We start from the raw sequence: 15,614 nt of genomic DNA, 5'->3' as shown, positions 1-15,614 counted from the left end.
CGGGCAGTCAGAGTGGGAGAGCGCCTTTCGGGCGCGCCGTTCATCTTCGCAGCGATCAACCGAATGTCGACATCGTCGACATTCGGTGTCTACAGCAATTCAAGGCGGTGTTGCTGTCTGTCCCCGCACCGGAAGCTGGTGACGAGCGGCCTACTCAGTGCCCGGCGACGATGTCGGACTCGTCGACGGTCACCGGCTCCTTGGCTGCGGGTAGCAGCGAATACAGCAGGCACACCACCGCGAAGAACAGATAGCCCAGCGCCACTTGAGGATTGGCGGCCCACGCGATCTCGGGCGCATGGATCAGGCCGACGAACGACAGTGCCGCGGCCACCACCGACGCCAGAGCGGCGTAGCGGAACTTCTTCTCCAGGATGAACGTCACCATGGTGCCCAGCAGCAGGCCGACCAGGATGGCGCCCTCGCCGAGCGTCTGCAGTCCGTCGTAGACCACGCCGGCGCCGCCGAGGGCGTCCATGCCGACCTTGGCCGCCGACGTTCCGGCGGCGTTCAGCGCGTTGTCGATCAGTCCGCTGGCCCATTGGGCGAGGTTGGGCAGCAACGCCGCGACGACTGCCACCGCGTGCAGGCGCGGCACGGCCTGGAAGGCCTGGGCGCCGATCAGCAGACCGATGTAGAGCAGGATCGGCACGATCGCAGGCACCGGCAGCAGTGCGGCCAGCACCCCGAACAATCCGAGGAAGCAGAGCACGCCGATGACCACGCCGCTGGCCAGCGAGTAGCCCGCCCGGCCGCCGGCGTCCTTCCAGCCGGGGTGGCCGATGTAGACCGCCGGCGGGAACGGCGAGCCGAACGCCGAACCGATCACCGCGCCGGCGCCGTCGGCCAGCAGCACGCTGCGAAGGTTGTAGTTGTCACCGGCGGCCGCGGCGCTCTCCACGTTGCTCATCGCCTCGGTGAAGTTGTAGACGCCCAACGGGATTGCGGTGCCCAGCAGCGGAGCCAGATGCGCCAGGCCCGAGCCCAACAGATCGAGCCGCAGGTCGGGGATGCCGATCGCGATGTCGGAGACGGCCTGGCTGACATCGGGTGCCGACATGAACCCGCCGATCCAGCCGATCGCAGTGCCGACGAGCAATGCCACCAGACCGACGGGGATGTTGCCGGGCAGCTTCACGTCGGTGAAGAAGCCGATCAGGATGATCGCCAGCACCGGCAGGCCGATCCAGGCGGCCTCCCACATCTGCGCGGCCGGGCGCATCGAGATGAACGTGATCGAGATGCCGGCCAGGGTGCCCAGCATGGCCGCGCGCGGGGTGAGCTTGCGGATGTAGGGGCCGACGAACCCGCCGATGATGACGATGACGCCGATCATGAACGCCCAGGCCAGCCCTGACTTCCAGGCCTCGATCGGATCCTTGGTGGCCAGGTACACCGGCAGCATCACGACGAAGACCACGATGAACATGTGCGGGACGCTGGGCCCGTACGGCAGGGCGGTGACGTCGGTGCGGTTCTCCCGCCGGGCCAGCCGCCGGGCCAGGAACGTGTAGTAGAGGTTGCCCAGCACGAGGGCAACGCCGAGCGCGGGCAGCACAGTGCCCAGCACGTCGTCGGCTGGGAGCTTGACGACCCCGATCATCAGCGTGGTCAGGGTGAGGACGTTGACCAGGATGTTGAATCCGAGCCCGAAGAAGGCGTTGAGATCGCCGCGGGTCCACCACGGGATCTTCAGCTCGCTCGACGGTGTCGCGGGCTCGGTGACGTCGGTGCTCATCGGCATGCCTTTCTGGCGCGTCGGGACATCGAGCGCTACCTGGTGATTCTCGACGCCAGCGTTCCAACCAGGGGTCAGTTGTGTGTCGTTTGTGTTAGTGCGCGGCGAGACCTTGGTTCGACAGCACACCGGCGCCATGTTCTAGTGCTGAGGTGCTGGAGTTCACCGTCGAGGACCTGTCTGCCGAGGACATCGAACGGCTGCGGGCGATCTACGAGCCGCTGGCCGTCTCGGTGCGTGCGCTGGTCGACGCGACGATCCGCACCGAGGTGGACGCCGAGACCGTCGCCGCGGTGAAGGCCGACATCGACGCGGCGACCGCCCGATTGCGGAGCAAGCAGATCGACGGCGCATTCGGGGTAAAAAGGACCCCGTCGGGGCGGAGCATCAGTTGGGGCAATGCCGTCATCGGTCTACGCAACCCGACCGCCCCGCCGCTGGTCATTCACCGCGATGAGGATGACCGGCGCTGGGCCGACTTCCACCTCGGTGCCGCCTACGAAGGCCCGCCCGGACATGTGCACGGGGGAGTGTCGGCGCTGATTCTGGATCATGTGCTCGGCGAGGCGGCCAGCCCCGACGCCAAACCCCGCTTCACCGGCAGCATCACCGTGCGGTACCTGCGCGCCTGCCCACTCGGGCCGCTGCACGCGGAAGCGCAGATCACCCGCGTCGACGGCGTGAAAACCTTTGTCTCCGGCCATATTTCCGACGCCGAGGGCATCACAGTGGAGGCCGAGGGCGTCTTCATCACTCCGCGCTGGCTGCGCGACTGACTGAGGTAGGTTCGCGCCATGGAGAAGGTGATAGTCACGCTGCGCACCAGTGCGGCCGACGACGAGTGGGCCGAACAACTGCGGGGTCCGGTCGCGGAGGAACTGCTCGCGCTCGGTCTGCCCGGCCTGACGATCAACGTCCGCGACCGCGACGTTCGCGATTCGATGATGACCCTGACGGTGTTGGACCCGCCGGTGCAGGCGCTGGTCAGTGTGTGGACTCAGCAGTACTACGGCGACCAGATGTTGATGGCGCTGGAGCTGCTCGGTCACTACGCCGAGGAGATCGCCGCCTACTTGGTGACGGAGTCCGCGCCGCTGCCGCCGCCGTCGACCCCGCCCGGAGAGCGGTCGCCGGGGCTGGCCAACATGGCGCTGCTGCGGCGTCCCGCCGACATGGACGAGCGCACGTGGTTGTCCCGCTGGCACGGCAACCACACGCCGGTGGCGATCGCGACCCAGTCGACGTTCACCTACGTGCAGAACTATGTGGTGCGCGCGATCACCGAGGACGCCCCGGTGATCAATGCGATCGTCGAGGAGCATTTCCCGATCGAGGCGGTCAGGAGCCTGCACGCGTTCTTCGGCGCCGCCGACGATGCCGACCTGCAGAGCCGCATGGAGCAGATGGTCGCCAGCACAGCGGCATTCGGCGCCAACGTGAACATCGACGCGGTGCCCACCAGCCGCTACAACTTTCGCAGCCCGTTCTCGGCATGACCACGCTGGACGAGGCGGTCACGCTGGCCCAGGCCGACCGGGGCCTCGCGGTGGTCGCGACACTGCGCGCCGACAACACCATTCAGGCGTCATTGGTGAACGCGGGGATCGTCGCGCACCCGGCCACCGGTGAACCAGTACTGGGCTTCGTGACCTATGGCCGGGTCAAGCTGGCGAACCTGCGGGCCCGGCCCGCGGTGACGTTGACGTTCCGCGACGGCTGGCAGTGGGCGTCGGTGGAGGGCCGGGCCGAACTCGCCGGTCCCGACGACCAGCCTGCATGGCTGGCGTCCGCGGACCAGCTGCGGCTGCTGCTGCGCGAGGTGTTCACCGCCTGCGGTGGCACGCACGACAATTGGGCCGAGTACGACCGGACGATGGTCGAGCAGGGCCGCGTCGTGGTGCTGGTGGCGCCGACCCGGGTGTACTCCAACGGCTGACCTGGGTTTATCCCCAGATCCGCGGTCATCCCCAGGTTCGCTGCCGGCAACCATTTTTGTCGGTGATTCGCACTAGTGTTCGAAGTGTGAGTGTGGTCGACGTTATGCGCGAGGCCCGGGATCGATATCTCGAGTCCTTGGCTGCGGTCGATTTCGATGAACTTTCCCCTGCTGATCGGTTTGTCGTGCTCGAGGAGTGCGAGAGCCTGCTCCGCCAGCAGGTCGCGGTCTCTCACGCATTGATCTCTCGGCTGGAACACGTCGAGGGCTGCCCGCCGGTACCGATCACCCTGGCCGATGTGCTGCGGATCAGCCCGCGGGAGGCCAAACGCCGGATCCGAGATGCCGAGCAACTCCGGCCGCGGCGGGCGTTGACCGGTGAGCCTCTGCCGCCGCTGCTGCCCGAGACCTCTAAGGCCTGGCATGACGGGAAATTGGATGGCGAGCATCTGCGGGTGATCCAGAAATTCTTCCGTGACTTGCCCGATCATGTCCCGACGGTGGAGGTCGAGAGGGCCGAACGCACACTGGCCGAGCACGCCCAGACGATGCGGCCCGATCAGTTGGACAAGATCGCCCACCGGCTCGCACTGCACCTCAACCCCGACGGGACGTTCTCCGATGACGACCGCGCCCGCAAACGCGGCTTCGTCTGGTGCGGTGGGCAACAAGTCGACGGGATGAGTGTGGGCCGGCTGATCGCCACGCCGGAGTTGCGGGCGCTGCTCGATGGGTGGTTCACCAAGTTCGCCGCACCCGGGGTGTGCAACCCCGCCGACCAGACCCCCACCCTCACACCATCCGAGGACGTGGCCGACCGCGACCTGCGCAGCCACGCCCAACGCCAGCATGATGCGTTGACCGCACTGGTGCGCGGGCAGCTCGGGGACCCGAAACTCGGTCAGCACAACGGGTTACCCGTCACGGTGATCGTCTCGGCCACCCTGCAGGACCTGCAGGCCAAGACCGGGCATGCGGTCACCGCCACCGGAACCCTGCTACCCATCCCCGACGTCATCCGGATGGCCAGCCACGCCTACCACTACCTCGCCCTGTTCGACGGGGTGCGCGGGCAGGCGTTATGGCTGGGCCGCACCAAACGCATCGCCACACCTGATCAGCGGATCATGTTGCACAGCAAGGAACGCGGTTGCACCCGCCCGGGATGTGACGCACCGGGCTATCTCACCGAGGTCCACCACGTCGACGAATGGGCCCAGGGCGGGCTGACCAACATCGACACCCTCACCCTGGCCTGCCGAGCCGATCACCGACTCCTCGACCACGGCTGGAAAACCCGAAAACTCGCCAACGGCAACACCGAATGGATCCCCCCACCACAGCTACCCATGCTGCGCGGCGGCGTCAACGACTGCCACCACCCAGAACGACTGCTGGGTAGCTAGGTCTCACCTGCCGGGCTGTGGCTACCCGCCTCGGTGTGCCCCACCGTTAGGGTGTGCCGCGTGACGCTGCTCATCGACGACGAGAACCGGGTCCGCACGATCACCCTCAATCGCCCGGACGCTCTCAATGCCTTCAACGAGGCCCTCTACGACGCCACCGCCGAGGCGCTACTCGCCGCCGCCGACGATCCCGAGGTTGCCGTCGTCATGATCACCGGAGCGGGCCGCGCCTTCAGCGCCGGCCAGGACCTTGGCGACATGCAGGAGCGCATCACCAATCCCGACTTCGTCCAGGGCACACACGGATTCCCCGGCCTGATCACCGCGCTGAGCCAATTCCCCAAGCCGCTGATCTGCGCGGTCAACGGAGTCGGCCTGGGTATCGGCACCACGATTCTGGGTTATGCCGACCTGGCGTTCATGTCGTCGACAGCGCGGCTGAAATGCCCCTTCACCAGTCTGGGGGTAGCTCCGGAGGCGGCGTCGTCATACCTGTTGCCGCAGTTGATCGGTCGGCAGAACGCGGCGTGGCTGCTGATGTCCTCGGAGTGGGTGGACGCCGCTGAAGCGCTGCGGATGGGTCTGGTCTGGCGGGTCAGTGAGCCCGACGATCTGATCGCCGACGCTCGAAAGCACGCCGAAGTGCTTGCCTCCCGGCCTATTTCGAGCCTGATGGCCGTGAAGCAGACCATGGTCGCGCCGTTCCGGCAGGGCATCGCCGACGCCACCGCGCGGGAGAACGCCCTGTTCGAGAAGTTGATGGGTGCTGCGGCCAACGCCGAGGCGCTGGCGGATTTCCACCGCGGAAAGTCCTGAGTCAGCTCGCTCGCGCCGTACTGGCGGCGAAGTGCTGTTCGATGATGGCCCGCACGGTGCGACGGCACCGGCCGCAGTCACCTCCCGCGCCGCACGCCGCGGCGACCTGCTTGGACGTGCACGCTCCGCGGGCAACAGCCTCGGTGACCGTGGCGCTGGTCGCTCCTGCGCAGAGGCACACGTACATCAGCGATTCACTCTCGTCACAGGGCGGCGTCGCACACCGGTCATATTAGCCGAGACTAACCTTAGTTAGGTACCCCTACAACATGCCGTCCCATTCAGCTGACCGAAACCGGCGATGTCGTTGCACTAGGGTGATCTCCGCAGCCAAATTGGGGAGACGTCATGCAAGGTGATCCGGAAGTTCTTCGCTTGCTCAATGAGCAGCTGACCAGCGAACTGACCGCCATCAACCAGTACTTCCTGCACTCCAAGATGCAGGACAACTGGGGCTTCACCGAGCTGGCCAAGCACACCCGCGACGAATCCTTCGACGAGATGCGCCACGCCGAGGCCATCACCGACCGCATTCTGCTGCTCGACGGCCTGCCCAACTATCAGCGGCTCGGCTCGCTGCGCGTCGGGCAGACCCTGCGCGAGCAGTTCGAGAGCGACCTGGCCATCGAGTACGAGGTGGTCGCGAGGCTCAAGCCGGCCATCATCGTGTGCCGCGAGAAGCTGGACTCCACCACGGCCAACCTCTTCGAGGAGATCGTGGCCGATGAGGAGCACCACATCGATTACCTCGAGACGCAGCTGGAGCTGATGGACAAGCTGGGCGTGGAGCTGTACTCGGCGCAGTGCGTGTCACGACCCCCGAAGTGACCTACGAGCGGTCTTCGGCCCGCCACCCGTAGACCATGCACACTTCGCTCTGTACGGCGCCGTAGCGCTCGCGCTCACTGGCAAACCAGTACGTCGTGAACCCGTGCGCTTCGAGCATCTCGACGATGACGTCTTTGGTGGCGAAGTACTCCACCTCCAACACCACCTGACGGACCATGTCCCAGTGGGTCGGCGTGATTCCTTGCAGCACTGCGATTTCGGCACCCTCGACATCGAGTTTCAGGATGTCGATGCGTGTCAGGCCGTACTCCTCGATGACCGACGACAGCGGGACCAGCGTGGCGGCCACCGTGGTGGTGCGGCCCATCCAGGCGACCACCGGCCGCACCGCGGCTCGGCGCACGGCCAGCGGAGCGACCGGGATGAAGCCGGCCACATCGGCCACGAACCGGTCCAGTCGCTGGCGTGCGAATTCCGCATCCCGCGTGCTCCACAGGGAGAAGTTCGGGTGGTGCGCGAATACCACCGTCTCGTCCGTCGCGGACAGGCCGCGGTTGATCGGGTGGATCATCAGGGACGCACCGGGCCGGGCACCCATCGCCGCGGCGTACTCACCGCGGTTGGCGGCCTCGGTGTTGACCGCCAGCACCGAGTAGGTGGTGGGAATCGGTTCGAACGCGAACACCTCGGCCTCGCCTCGGCAGCGCAGCGCCGCGAACAAGGTGAACATCCCGATGTTCGCGCCGGCGTCGACAATGACTGAGCCGGGCTGGAAGTCGATGTATCCGCCCCTGGCATACACCGAGTCCGCGCCGAAGATCTCCGGGTACAGAAAGTTGGTTTCGATCCGCTGCCACTGATGGATGCGCATCCCGTTGGGCAGGGTCACCGGTGTGCCGCCGCTCGGCGGGCCCATCACCAGTCGACGGAGCGGGAGACCGGGCACCGCCGTATTGTCCCTCAGCCGATCTCGCCAACAAACTAGAACACGTTCCAGATCGGCGTTTCCCGGCGTACCATCACGCCCATGAGCCGAATCGGAAACTTCCCTGACGACGACGTCGCGGGCTGGATCGTCAAGTCTCCCGACCTGGGTACGGCGATGGCGGCCTTCTCCCATGCGGTGTACAGCGACAAGAACCGGCTGCCGATGCGGGTGCGTGAACTCGCCCGCGCGGTGATCGCGCAGGACAACGAATGCGTCTTGTGCCAGAACACCCGGGACGCCGACGGGCCGGCGGCCGGTGTGGACGAGGAGCTCTACGACCACGTGCTGGAGTGGAAGACGTGGGAGGGCTACAGCGAGCAGGAGCGCATCGCCGCCGAGTTCGCCCACCGCTTCGGAACCGATTGGGCCAAGCTCAAATACGACGACGATTTCTGGGATCGGGCCCGCGAGCATTTCTCCGACGAGTTGATGGCCGACCTGACGTTGTCGTGCGCCATGTGGGTCGGCATGGGCCGGATGCTCAGCACGCTGGACATCGGACAGAGCTGCAAGCTGACTCTGCCGAGCCGCGCGTAGCGGCTATCCGTCGCATCCGGCCGGTGCGGTCGGCACAATGGCTGCCATGACCACACCGCCGGCCGGCGCAGCTATCGGGCAATTGGACGCCGACGGCGTCGGTACCGTCGTCGGGACCTTCGTCAATCCCGCCGGCCTGACCCACGCGAAGACCGTGCCGGTCCGCCGGATCAACGCGTTCGCCGATCCCGGGCTGGGTTTCAGCCCGGTCACCCATGGGTTCGCCATCGATCGCGCGGGGATCGCCTTCGCCCCGGGCATCAGCGTGGTCGGCGACCAGCGCGTGCGCATCGATCTGGACGCGTTGCGGGTCATCGGCGGTGGACTGGCGTGGGCGCCGGCCTCGTTCTACGACCAGGACGGCAACCCGGTTCCGGCCTGCGCGCGCGGGACTCTCGGACGCATCGAGGCCCGGTTGGCCGCCGCCGGCTATCAGGCATTGGTCGGTCACGAGATCGAGTTCCTGCTGGTCGATGCGGAGGGTAACCGGCTGCCCGGCAACCTGTGGGCCCAGTACGGGCTGGCCGGAGTGCTGGAATACGAAGGTTTCGTTCGGGACGTGACCGCGGCGGCCGCGGCCGCCGGTGTCGGCATCGAGCAGTTCCACCCCGAGTACGGCATCAACCAGTTCGAGATATCGCTGGCCCCGAAGTCGCCGGTGGCCGCCGCCGATCAGTTGATCCTGACCCGCATCATCATCAGCCGGGTGGCCCGCACATACGGACTTCGGGTGAGCCTGTCCCCAGTGCCGTTCGCCGGGAGCGTGGGTTCTGGTGCGCACCAACATTTCTCCCTGTCGCGAGCCAACAGCCCGGTGTTTGCCGGCGGGTCCGGCGCGCAGGGGATGACCCCCGAAGGGGAGAACGCCATCGGCGGCATCGTCGCCGGGCTGCCGCAGGCGCAGCTGATCTTCTGCGGGTCGATCGTGTCCGGTCTGCGGATGAAACCCGGCAACTGGGCCGGTGCCTACGCGTGCTGGGGAACCGAGAACCGGGAAGCGGCAGTGCGTTTCGTCCGCGGGGGACACGGCAACCCGGATGGGGCCAACGTGGAGGTGAAGGTCGTCGACCCGTCGGCCAATCCGTATTTCGCCACCGCCGCGATCCTCGGCCTCGCGGCCGACGGAATCGAGAACGGCACCGCACTGCCGCCGGAGACGACGGTCGACCCGGGCACCTTGTCCGACGACGACCGCGCGGCCGCCGGAACCGTCGCGCTGAGCACTGACCAGGCCCAGGAGATTGCGGCACTGGACGGCTCGGCCCGGCTGCGGGCGATCCTCGGCGACGCGGCCGTCGACGTCCTGGTTGCCGTCCGCCGCTACGAGCATGAAATGTATTCGCACCTGGACCCCGAGGCGCTGACCGAGAAGTTCCGGATGGCATGGAGCTTATGAGTGTCTCTGTCCGTTTCGGCGCTCGACGACCACATCGCCGGTATCCGTCTGGTGGACAACCACGTTCACGGCTACTGGCTCACCTCCGGTGACCGCAGGCGCTTCGAGAACGGGCTCAACGAAGCCAACATCGAACCGCTTGCCGACTTCGATTCCGGCTTCGACACCCAGCTCGGTTTCGCGATGCGCGCCCACTGCGCGCCGCTGCTCGGGCTCGCCGAACATAGCGACCCGCAGACCTATTGGGAACGTCGCAGTGAACTGACCGAAGAGCAGCTGGCGCGAGTGTTCCTGCCTGCCGCCGGCGTCAGCGACTGGTTGGTCGACACCGGCCTGCCCGGCGCCATCGCAGGGTTGCCCGAGATTGCCGCCGCGTCCGGGGGCGAGGTCGGTGAGATCGTGCGTCTCGAGGAGGTCGCCGAGCAGGCGGCCGCGTCCTCGGGCGACTACGCCGATGCGTTCCGCCGAATCCTGGACCAGCGCACCGAGTCTGCGGTCGCCACCAAGTCGGTGCTGGCCTATCGGGGTGGCTTCGAGGGTGATCTGTCGGAACCCGGCCCACGCGATGTCGCCGTCGCTGCAGCCCGGTGGCGCGACGCCGGCGGGGTGCGGCTGACCGACCGCACGCTGCTGAGGTTCGGTGTGCACGAAGCTCTTCGGCTGGGTAAGCCGCTGCAGTTCCACGTCGGTCTCGGCGACCGGGACTGCGATCTGCACCGGACCAACCCGATGTTCCTGCTGGACTTGCTGCGCCAGTCCGGCAGCACGCCGATCGTGCTATTGCACTGCTATCCCTACGAACGCGAAGCCGGCTATCTGGCACAGGCTTTCAACAACGTCTACCTCGATGTCGGCCTGAGCATCAACCATCTCGGAGCCCGCGCGGAAGCCTTCATCGCGCGCACGCTGGAGCTGGCCCCGTTTCGCAAGATCTTGTACTCCTCGGACGCTTTCGGCCCCGCCGAGCTGCACTATCTCGGTTCACGGCTCTGGCGGGCGGGGATGGCTGCGGTGCTCGCCGGGTTCGTGGCGAGCGGCCAGTGGAGCGAGGCCGATGCGATCCGGGTTGTCGATCTGATCGGGCGGGACAACGCCGTCCGCGTCTACCGTCTCTAGCAGTCAGGACGGCGGGAAGTGCTTCCAGTGCGCCCAGTCGGCCGGTCCGGTGCAGATCAGCGGAACCCCGTAGACCTTGGGTTCCCATTCGTCGCCGGCCACCCGCTGCTGCGCGGTGGTTCCAGGAGTGGTGCACGGCAGCGCGTTGGCCGCCTCACCGACCAAGGGTCCGGTCGCCACCCACACGCCGCTGGCCGCGCAGATCAGGGTGTTCTTCTGGCTGTCGAACCCGAAGACGAAGCCCGGACTCGGGGTGCAGGGTGTTCCACCGACGACGTTCTGCGCGACATTCGGCACGCAGCTCGGGGAGTGGCATGAGGTCGCCGACGCCGGTCCGGCGAGCGGTATCGCCACGCTCAGCAGTCCCGACGCGACAATCGACCCAATGAGGACCCTGCGCATCTATGCCTCCTGACGACGGTGCCGGTTCGGCCTGATCAGACTAGCGTCGCAGGCCCCGGCTGGTGCTCAGATCAGCCCGTTCGCCGCCAAGATCCTCGGGGTGCCGGCCGTCGGGTCGGGACTATCGGGGCCCTTGGACCCTCCCGATCCCGCTGCCACGGGGTGACGCTGGTTCCCATGCGCTCGCCTCGGATGCTCGTCGCCGGGATCACCACGATGGCGCTGGCCGCGTGTGGTCCGCCGGGCGGTCTGCCGACGAAGACCAGCGTGGTCACTGCTGCGCCGTCGACGCTCACCCAGACTCGGACCGTCGCACCGCCCACACCGCCGCTGCGGCAGTCGATGCGGGCGTGGTGGGACAACGTCCAGGACCACGTCAGGGCAATCCAGTCGGCAACGGATGCGGTGTCGGCGGCAGCGCAGGCCAACGACGTCGTGTCGCTGAGCGCGGCGTGCGCGAGATACCACCACGGAGTTGCTGGACTGCAGGGCCACATGCCACCGCCTGATCCCGCTTTCGGCGCCGAATTCCAGGCCGGCCTCTCGGATTACGACGTGGCGATGCACTTCTGCATGGCCGCAACCGATGACATCGACTCCAACGAATTGCGGCACTCGCTCGAGTTCCTGCGATCAGGCAACGCCGCGATGGGGCGAGCAGGAACGATTCTGGATCAGGATCTCGGCGAATCGGTCCGGCTGGGCTAGCCGGATCAGATCAGGCCGGTTGCGTCGAACATCCACGACATGTCGGCGCTCGCCAGGTCTTCGAGCCAGGTCGGCGGGGCGAAGCTGGTCAGCCCGTTCATGTCCCAGTAGTCCTTCCACAGCGTGATCTTGCCGTCGGCAACCTTGTGCACCGTGACAAAGCGCAGCACGCCCTGCTCGCCGGTCGGGAATGTCCACGTCTCGGAGTGCTCGTACATGGTGTCCACGCCGTTGCTCACCAGCACGCCGTCATGGTTCTCGTAGCCGGCCAGCGGCTCGAGCCCGATCTTGAGCCGCTTGACGATATCCTCGGGACCGCGCGCGGCCGCGATCGGACCGACCGGCATGTCGACGTAGATGCAGTCGTCGGACAGGAACGTCTTCAGCGTCTCCCAGTCGCGGTTCGACAGTGCCTTCCACATGCCCAACACGGTCGCAGCCACATCCGTGGGTACCGCCGAAGTGTCAATTGACATGCGCGAGCTCCGTTTCCGTGGTGGTCGTCGCCGTTGCGGGTGCCGCGGTCGCCCGGCCGACCCGCAGGAAGCTACCGGTCCGCTCGGACCCCAGTACGGGCGTCGGTTCGCCGTCCCGGACCACCGCGCGCCCGCCGATCAGGACCAGATCGACGGCGTCGTTGTTGCGGTTGACCATTCGGGGCAGGCCGGCGTACTGCTCGACAGGTTGCTCGGCGTAGTCGTCGAGGTGGCTGTCGAGACGCTTGGGATTGATCACCACCAGATCGGCCCGATCACCGACCCGAAGGTGGCCGGCGTCGATCTGGTACCAGTCGGCCAGCTCACCGGTCATCCGGTGCACGGCCTGCTCCACCGACATGAACGGTCGGCCCTTGCGGTCGGCGTCGCGCACATGACGCAACAGCCGCAGACCGTAGTTGTAGAACGCCATGTTGCGCAGGTGTGCACCGGCATCGGAGAAGCCCATCTGGACCCCGGGGTCGCGGGCGAGTTTCTTGAGCACCTCGGGCCGGTGGTTGGAGATCGTGGTGCGCCAGCGCAGCTTGGTGCCGTGCTCGAGGACCAGGTCGAGGAACGCGTCCACCGGATGCAGTCCGCCCCGGTCCACGCCGACCTGACCGAAGGACTTGCCGACCACCGTCTCGTCGGGGCAGCCGACGATCTCGGCGTCGAAGAAGTCGCGGTGCCACACCCGCACCCCGTACTTGGAGTCATAGTCCTTGCGGAACCGGCGCCGGTACTCCTCGTCGGCCAGCAGGGCGTTGCGCTCGACCTCGTCGCGCAGGTGCAGCGCGGCCGCACCCGAGCCGAACTCCTCGAACACCACCAGGTCGATCCCGTCGGCGTACACCTCGAACGGCACCGGCAGGTGCTGCCAGCGGAAGTCGCCGCCGAAGGTGTTCGCCGCTTTGGCCAGCGGGCCCATGATCCAGATCGCGAACGGATTGGCCTTGACATCGGCAGCCGAAAGCAGGCTCGTCTTCAGCTGGTTGCGCAACACCGGAATCGACTGTGCCACTTGGGAAATGAGGTTCAGCGGATTCTGGATGTCCGGTCCGGACTGCAGCACGCGGCCGCGCTTGCGCAACAGCGACTTGAGCCGGCGGAGCTCGCGGGGCTTGGCGTAGGTCGACGGGAGTGTGCGCGACCGGCAGGTCTCGCCGTCGATCTTGTCGAACAGCAACTGCTGGGACGACAACCCGACGAATCCGGCGTCCAGCGCTTCGGCGAGCATGCGTTCCATCTCGGCTTGCTGAGAGGCGCTGGGCCGCACATCGTCTCGGGTCGCACGGTCCAATCCCATGACCGCGGTCCGCATGTCGGAGTGACCGATGAACGCCGCGATGTTGGGCCCCAGGGGACGTGACTCGAGCGCCTGGACGTAGCCCTCGGCAGTGGTCCAGGTCTTGGCCTCGTCGATTGCTGCGACGACGTGCTCGCGCGGAATCGCCTCGACGCGGCCGAACAGGTCGCCGGCGTCGCTGCCGCCGACGTGAATCGTGGACAGCGAGCACGAACCGAGCAGCACGGTGGTGACACCGTGCCGCACCGACTCCGGCAGGCCCGGTCCGCCGAGCACCTCGACGTCGTAATGGGTGTGCACGTCGACCATCCCCGGCAACACCCACCTGCCGCCGGCTTCGACGACGTCGTCGCAGCCGGTGACGTCGAGGGGGCGCAGGCTGACCGCGGCGATGCGGCCGTCGCGAATGCCGATGTCCCGGATCCCGGACGGGGCACCCGTTCCGTCGAACCATCGGCCGTTGCGGATGATTGTGTCGTAGCTCACGAGCGTCAATAGAACCGTTTGCTTGCACGAGTGTCAACGATTTAGTGGACACTTTCTTCGATCTGTTTACTCCATGTGTGCCCACGCGTCCGGTTGCCGCCCGTCGACATCGACGAAGCCGTACGCGCGTGCCAGATCGCCCGCGGACACCGACCGCTGATGCCAGCGCGACCTGTCCTCGTCCGCGGCGATCGCCGCGATCGCGCGGCCGACATACCGGGGCGTTTCCGATTCCGCGAACCCGGGCGGTGCGGTCGGGCCGCCGTCGGCGCGGTCATCCTCCAGCGCCAGCCGCCAGTTCTCCTCGGCGACCCCGAAGTGCTCGAGCATGATTTCCGAGCGCATCCAGCCTGGTGTGACGGCGACGGCCGTCGCGCCGTACGGGGTCAACTCATGGCCCAGCGCGAACGCCATCCGGTTGACCGCAGACTTGACCGCATCGTAGAACACCGAAATGCGGTAGTTCGCCGCGTTGTATTCCGCTGTGCCATCGGTCATTTCGATCAGGAGGCCACCTGGTCGCCCGACCATCAGCGGCAGCAGGGCGTGCGAGGTGATCAGGTGGGTGTCGATGCCCAGACGGAGGATGCGCAGCCCGTCGGCGATGTCGAGTTCCCAGATCGGGCGGTTCCACTGCGGCGGCTCACCCTTGAGGATCTCGGCACCCCAGATGTCGTTGACCAGCACATCGATGTGGCCGAACTCCGACCGGATTCGGTCGGCCAAGCCACCGACCTGCTCGGGGTCCAGGTGATCGACCTGGATCGCCACACCGGTGCCGCCGAGGTCGTCGACCAGCGCGGCCGTGCCTTCGATGGTCTCCGGCCGGTCATAGTCGGACCCGCCGCGCCCGGTGACACTGCTGCGGCCGGTGCAGATGACAGTCGCGCCTGCCTCGCCGAGCGCGGCGGCTATTCCGCGCCCGGCGCCCCGGGTGGCGCCGGCCACCACCGCGATCCGGCCGGTCAATACGGCGTCTGATGTCATGGACCCCAGGCTAATCAGGCCTCGTGGCCGGGCTCCAGATCCTTGACGTCAGTGAACGTGACGAGGTTCCCGAGTTCCTCGGGCGCCGCCCCGGCCACCGGTTCGACCAGGTGCCCGACGTGATCGCCCAGATCGAAGCGCTCGAGAATCCGGCCGGCGAACCATGCCGAGGCGTCGGCGAGGACGGGCAGGCCTTCGGGCCCGTCGTGCCACCGGCAGCGGCTGAACTTGTCCACCCGGTCGCCGGTCTCACTGCCGAACAGCCGCGCCAGTTCGCGGTGTTCCTTGGCCAGCAGGTGCACGGCAAGGTGCGTCGCACCGTCGGCGGCGACCCGATAGGTGTGGTTCTTCTTGGACAGCCCGACCAAGAACCGGGACGGATGAATCGACACCTGGCTGCTGAAGCCGACCAGGCAACCCGCGCGGTGATCGCCGGCTCGGGTCGTCACGACGAACATCGGATAGTCCAACAACCCGACCACCTTCTCGAACGCCTCGGACCCAGCCAGTACATCAAGGTCTGTCAT

18 protein-coding genes are annotated in these 15,614 nt (G+C 67.0%); 10 read left to right on the top strand and 8 right to left on the bottom strand.

What is annotated here, in order from left to right; all coding sequences use genetic code 11:
• Positions 1–154 precede the first annotated feature (154 nt).
• Entirely contained in the window at positions 155–1,738 is a 1,584-nt protein-coding gene (locus G6N32_RS14430; RefSeq protein WP_115321199.1) for a SulP family inorganic anion transporter, read from the bottom strand.
• Between the two features lie 152 nt (positions 1,739–1,890).
• Between G6N32_RS14430 and G6N32_RS14425 the strand changes: the two genes are divergently transcribed.
• The 5 genes from G6N32_RS14425 (at position 1,891) to G6N32_RS14405 (ending at position 5,896) form a co-directional block, all read left to right on the top strand.
• Positions 1,891–2,514 (top strand): PaaI family thioesterase, encoded by a 624-nt coding sequence (locus G6N32_RS14425; RefSeq protein ID WP_115320170.1) that lies wholly within the window; start codon positions 1,891–1,893, stop codon positions 2,512–2,514.
• A gap of 18 nt (positions 2,515–2,532) precedes the next feature.
• Complete coding sequence (locus G6N32_RS14420) at positions 2,533–3,234, top strand: EthD domain-containing protein (RefSeq protein ID WP_115320169.1); 702 nt, start codon at positions 2,533–2,535, stop codon at positions 3,232–3,234.
• Complete coding sequence (locus G6N32_RS14415; protein WP_115320168.1) at positions 3,231–3,674, top strand: TIGR03618 family F420-dependent PPOX class oxidoreductase; 444 nt, start codon at positions 3,231–3,233, stop codon at positions 3,672–3,674. Before G6N32_RS14420 ends, G6N32_RS14415 begins: the two co-directional genes overlap by 4 nt.
• Before the next feature lie 86 nt (positions 3,675–3,760).
• Positions 3,761–5,080, top strand: coding sequence for an HNH endonuclease signature motif containing protein (locus G6N32_RS14410; RefSeq protein ID WP_232077677.1), 1,320 nt, complete (start codon positions 3,761–3,763; stop codon positions 5,078–5,080).
• 60 nt (positions 5,081–5,140) lie between these two features.
• Positions 5,141–5,896, top strand: coding sequence for an enoyl-CoA hydratase/isomerase family protein (locus G6N32_RS14405; protein ID WP_115320166.1), 756 nt, complete (start codon positions 5,141–5,143; stop codon positions 5,894–5,896).
• A gap of 1 nt (position 5,897) precedes the next feature.
• On the opposite strand, the gene G6N32_RS14400 is transcribed toward G6N32_RS14405, so the two are convergent.
• Complete coding sequence (locus G6N32_RS14400; RefSeq protein WP_083119152.1) at positions 5,898–6,083, bottom strand: (2Fe-2S)-binding protein; 186 nt, start codon at positions 6,081–6,083, stop codon at positions 5,898–5,900.
• Between the two features lie 161 nt (positions 6,084–6,244).
• On the opposite strand from G6N32_RS14400, the gene bfr reads away from it, so the two are divergent.
• Positions 6,245–6,724 carry a bacterioferritin gene (gene bfr, locus G6N32_RS14395; protein ID WP_083119154.1) on the top strand — a complete coding sequence of 160 codons (480 nt, stop codon included), beginning with the start codon at positions 6,245–6,247 and terminating at the stop codon, positions 6,722–6,724.
• Between the two features lies 1 nt (position 6,725).
• On the opposite strand, the gene G6N32_RS14390 is transcribed toward bfr, so the two are convergent.
• Positions 6,726–7,631, bottom strand: a complete 906-nt coding sequence (locus G6N32_RS14390; RefSeq protein ID WP_163789268.1) for an FkbM family methyltransferase — start codon at positions 7,629–7,631, stop codon at positions 6,726–6,728.
• Between the two features lie 81 nt (positions 7,632–7,712).
• On the opposite strand from G6N32_RS14390, the gene G6N32_RS14385 reads away from it, so the two are divergent.
• From G6N32_RS14385 to G6N32_RS14375, 3 genes are read left to right on the top strand one after another with little or no spacing between them, the layout of a single operon-like run.
• Positions 7,713–8,210 (top strand): carboxymuconolactone decarboxylase family protein, encoded by a 498-nt coding sequence (locus G6N32_RS14385; RefSeq protein WP_083119157.1) that lies wholly within the window; start codon positions 7,713–7,715, stop codon positions 8,208–8,210.
• 37 nt (positions 8,211–8,247) lie between these two features.
• A complete protein-coding gene (locus G6N32_RS14380; protein WP_410432775.1) occupies positions 8,248–9,606 on the top strand; it encodes a type I glutamate--ammonia ligase in 1,359 nt (452 codons plus the stop codon).
• On the top strand, positions 9,607–10,722 hold the full coding sequence (locus G6N32_RS14375) for an amidohydrolase family protein (RefSeq protein WP_232077675.1): 1,116 nt from the start codon (positions 9,607–9,609) through the stop codon (positions 10,720–10,722).
• A gap of 3 nt (positions 10,723–10,725) precedes the next feature.
• On the opposite strand, the gene G6N32_RS14370 is transcribed toward G6N32_RS14375, so the two are convergent.
• On the bottom strand, positions 10,726–11,124 hold the full coding sequence (locus tag G6N32_RS14370) for a hypothetical protein (RefSeq protein ID WP_115320164.1): 399 nt from the start codon (positions 11,122–11,124) through the stop codon (positions 10,726–10,728).
• 177 nt (positions 11,125–11,301) lie between these two features.
• On the opposite strand from G6N32_RS14370, the gene G6N32_RS14365 reads away from it, so the two are divergent.
• The gene (locus tag G6N32_RS14365; protein WP_147292032.1) at positions 11,302–11,832 is read left to right on the top strand and encodes a hypothetical protein; all 531 of its coding nucleotides are present in this window, start codon (positions 11,302–11,304) and stop codon (positions 11,830–11,832) included.
• Between the two features lie 5 nt (positions 11,833–11,837).
• Here the strand turns inward: G6N32_RS14365 and G6N32_RS14360 are convergent, their stop codons facing one another.
• The 4 genes from G6N32_RS14360 to G6N32_RS14345 all read right to left on the bottom strand — a co-directional run bounded on the left by G6N32_RS14360 (position 11,838) and on the right by G6N32_RS14345 (position 15,614).
• Positions 11,838–12,308, bottom strand: a complete 471-nt coding sequence (locus tag G6N32_RS14360; protein WP_115320162.1) for a nuclear transport factor 2 family protein — start codon at positions 12,306–12,308, stop codon at positions 11,838–11,840.
• The gene (locus tag G6N32_RS14355; RefSeq protein WP_172507292.1) at positions 12,298–14,100 is read right to left on the bottom strand and encodes an N-acyl-D-amino-acid deacylase family protein; all 1,803 of its coding nucleotides are present in this window, start codon (positions 14,098–14,100) and stop codon (positions 12,298–12,300) included. Before G6N32_RS14355 ends, G6N32_RS14360 begins: the two co-directional genes overlap by 11 nt.
• 66 nt (positions 14,101–14,166) lie before the next feature.
• Positions 14,167–15,087 (bottom strand): SDR family oxidoreductase, encoded by a 921-nt coding sequence (locus tag G6N32_RS14350; RefSeq protein ID WP_115320160.1) that lies wholly within the window; start codon positions 15,085–15,087, stop codon positions 14,167–14,169.
• A 14-nt stretch (positions 15,088–15,101) separates the two neighbouring features.
• The gene (locus G6N32_RS14345) at positions 15,102–15,614 is read right to left on the bottom strand and encodes a flavin reductase family protein (protein WP_115321193.1); all 513 of its coding nucleotides are present in this window, start codon (positions 15,612–15,614) and stop codon (positions 15,102–15,104) included.

The sequence above is a fragment of the Mycolicibacterium aichiense genome, from assembly GCF_010726245.1.
Taxonomy (GTDB): domain Bacteria; phylum Actinomycetota; class Actinomycetes; order Mycobacteriales; family Mycobacteriaceae; genus Mycobacterium; species Mycobacterium aichiense.
The sequence above is the reverse complement of the archived record's forward strand: the minus strand, read 5'-3'. Positions and strand labels throughout refer to the sequence as shown.